Here is a 3,558-nt window from a genome sequence, read left to right on the forward strand (position 1 = left end):
TATGGACTATCAAGATTTACTCGATATTGCCGAAGCAGAAAAAACCAGACAAAAAAGTATTCGCGTTCACTGCTGTACGTCTACAGGTTGTCAAGCTGCTAATTCTGTAGATGTAATGAAAAATATGAAAAATGCAGTTAAAGCAGCAGGGTTAGAAGAGCGTATCGAAGTAGTAGGAGTAGGTTGCATGGGATTTTGCGGGCGCGGCCCCCTGGTACAAATAGACCCAGATGACACCCTATACGAAGAAGTGGAACCCGAAAACGCTGCCAGTATTATCGACGCACTCAATGGCGGTACAACCCAAGTCACAAAGGGCGACTCCCAACATCCATTCTTTTCTCGACAACTCCGCATAGTTAGGGAACATACAGGAAAAATTAACCCCGAACGCATAGAAGAATATATCGCCGTCGGTGGATATGAATCTTTGTACCATGCCTTACATGAAATGAGTTCCGGTGAAGTCATTGAGGAAATTACTCGCAGTGGTTTGCGAGGTAGGGGTGGTGGCGGTTATCCCACTGGTTTAAAATGGGCAACCGTTGCCAAAATGCCAGAAGGTCAGAAATATATTATCTGCAACGGTGACGAAGGAGACCCCGGTGCATTTATGGACCGGAGTGTATTAGAAAGCGACCCCCATTTAGTATTGGAAGGAATGGCGATCGCTGGTTATGCTGTGGGAGCAAATCACGGTTTCATTTACGTTCGTGCTGAATATCCCCTCGCCATCCAACGGTTACAAAAAGCTATTCAACAAGCAAAAAAATACGGACTCTTGGGTAGTCAAATATTTGACTGTCCTTTTGACTTCAAAATTGATATCCGCATCGGTGCTGGTGCATTTGTTTGTGGAGAAGAAACAGCTCTAATCAAATCAGTGGAAGGTAAACGTGGCAACCCCGTACCCCGTCCGCCATATCCAGCTCAATCTGGACTTTGGGGATATCCAACCCTAATTAATAACGTGGAAACCTTTGCTAATATTGCCCCTATTCTGAAAAAAGGTGCAGAGTGGTACGCGAGTATTGGCACTGAAAATAGTAAAGGTACAAAAATATTCGCTCTCACAGGCAAAGTCCGTAATAACGGTTTAATTGAAGTACCGATGGGAATAACTCTGCGGGAAATTGTTGAGGAAATGGGAGGTGGTGTTCCTGGTGGGAAAGTGAAAGCGGTACAAACAGGAGGGCCTTCCGGTGGTTGTATTCCTGTTTCAATGCTCGACACTCCTGTAGACTACGACTCTCTGAGCAAAGTTGGTTCGATGATGGGTTCGGGTGGCATGGTGATTATGGATAAGGAAACCAGTATGGTTGAGGTAGCGCAGTTTTACATGGAATTTTGTCGCGGCGAAACTTGTGGAAAATGTATTCCCTGTCGTACTGGCACTGTACAGTTATATGCTTTACTGACTAAGATTTTGAATAAACAGGCGACTGCTCTCGATTTAGAAAGGTTGGAGGAGTTGTCTTATGTGGTGAAGGATACTAGCTTGTGTGGTTTGGGGATGACTGCACCTAATCCGGTTTTGAGTACGTTGCGCTATTTTAAGCAAGAATATCTAGATTTATTGCAGGAGTCGGAGTTTTCAAGAATTTAGAATTCAGAATTTAGAATTTAGAATTACCTCTCCTTTAAAATGGAATTGATTGACTAATCATGAAAATTTTTCTTTTTATCCTCTTAAAATAGGAGGCTTTCAACCACAATTTTTCGGTATCGGTAAGATCAATATTCTTCTTTTTTTTATTCGGCATAGTTTATAGAGGAGGAAAAATATGTCAGTAAAAACTTTAACTATTGATGGCAATCAAATTGCAGTTGAGGAGGGAAGTACTATTCTCCAAGCTGCCAAGGAAGCAGGAGTTCGCATTCCTACTCTCTGTCATTTGGAGGGAGTGACGGATATTGGTGCTTGTCGGTTATGTCTGGTAGAAGTTTCTGGCACAAAAAAATTATTGCCTGCTTGCGTAACTCAGGTTGCTGAGGGAATGGAAATTCAGACTCAAACTCAGAAGTTGCAAGAATATCGACGGATGTTGGTGGAGTTATTATTTTCTGAGGGCAACCATGTTTGTGCAGTTTGTGTTGCGAATGGGAATTGCGAGTTACAGAATATGGCAGTAGAGGTGGGGATGGATCATACTCGGTTTCCCTATCGTTTCCCAGATCGGGGAATGGATCTATCTCACAAGCAATTTGGTATAGATCATAATCGTTGTATTTTATGTACTCGCTGTGTGCGGGTTTGTGATGAAATAGAGGGAGCGCACGTTTGGGATGTGGGAAGTCGTGGTGCTGCTTGTTATATTGTTTCAGGTTTGAATCAATCTTGGGGAGAGGTTGATGCTTGTACTGCTTGTGGTAAGTGTGTGGATGCTTGTCCAACTGGTGCAATTTTCCGTAAGGGAGCAACGGTGGCTGAAATGGAGCGCGATCGCTCTAAGTTGGAATTTTTGGTTAATGCTAGGGAGAATAAACAATGGACAAGGTAAATACAGTTATCAGTTATCAGTTATCAGTCGATAGTTAACAGTTAACAGTTACAGCATATTTCCGGCAAATGATGTACAGGGTAAATGGTGAAAATATCGTAGCGTGGGCATCTTGCCTGCGTTTAGGCATCTTGCCCGCTTCGGGGTGTACCTCATAGAGTCGCAAAGTGGTGTATATTTTCTCAGCTCAAAACTTGATGCTACAGTAATTTATCGAAATTATTTAACATTTAAAGGAGTGAAATTATTTGTGACATCTTTCAAGGATAAATAATTATTAATTATTAATTATTAATTGTTTAACTGTTCCCTAATTAAAGGTATTAATTATGTCAAATAAAATAAAATTTGCCACAGTTTGGTTGGCTGGATGTTCTGGTTGTCATATGTCGTTTCTCGACTTAGATGAATGGTTGTTTGAACTGGCGAATCACGTTGAAGTTGTTTATAGTCCGGTGGGCAGCGATATTAAAGAATATCCAGAAAATGTAGATGTTTGTTTGGTGGAAGGAGGTATTGCTAATCAGGATAATTTAGAAATAATTCTTGAGGTGAGGAAAAAGACTAAGACGTTAATTTCTTTTGGAGATTGTGCTGTTACTGCCAATGTGCCAGCTATGCGAAATATGTTGGGTGGTACGAAACCTGTTTTAGAAAGAAGTTATTTAGAGTTGGCAGATGAAAATAAGCAATTACCAAATGAGCCGGGAATTGTACCAGAATTACTTGATAAAGTTCGACCAGTGCATGAGGTTGTTCCAGTGGATATTTTCATGCCTGGATGTCCGCCTTCTGCCGATAGAATTAAGGCGACTTTAGAACCTTTATTAAAGGGTGAAAATCCGAAAATGCAAGGTCGAGAAATGATTAAATTTGGGTGAAAAAAGAAGGAGTCAGGAGACAGGAGTCAGCTAGGGTAGGTTGAGTTGCGCTACCGCTTAACCCGACAGAAAATTATGCCAAACAAGGAAGTTTAGGTATCTGGAATTATCGACAACTTTGGCAAAAAGTCCGCACTTGTAATTAGAAATAAATTCATTAACAAAGTAGAGGCAGG

General features: G+C 41.3%; 3 protein-coding genes. All 3 read left to right on the forward strand.

Annotated features, from left to right (window positions below):
- The first annotated feature begins 1 nt into the window (after position 1).
- The 3 genes from AC3DU7_RS25200 (at position 2) to AC3DU7_RS25210 (ending at position 3,382) form a co-directional block, all read left to right on the forward strand.
- Positions 2–1,606 (forward strand): NuoF family protein, encoded by a 1,605-nt coding sequence (locus AC3DU7_RS25200; protein WP_488042032.1) that lies wholly within the window; start codon positions 2–4, stop codon positions 1,604–1,606.
- A 178-nt stretch (positions 1,607–1,784) separates the two neighbouring features.
- Positions 1,785–2,501, forward strand: a complete 717-nt coding sequence (gene hoxU / locus AC3DU7_RS25205; RefSeq protein ID WP_488042033.1) for a bidirectional hydrogenase complex protein HoxU — start codon at positions 1,785–1,787, stop codon at positions 2,499–2,501.
- 329 nt (positions 2,502–2,830) lie between these two features.
- On the forward strand, positions 2,831–3,382 hold the full coding sequence (locus AC3DU7_RS25210) for an NADH-quinone oxidoreductase subunit B family protein (protein WP_488042034.1): 552 nt from the start codon (positions 2,831–2,833) through the stop codon (positions 3,380–3,382).
- Positions 3,383–3,558: the final 176 nt, after the last annotated feature.

The organism is Okeania sp. (assembly GCF_983059655.1).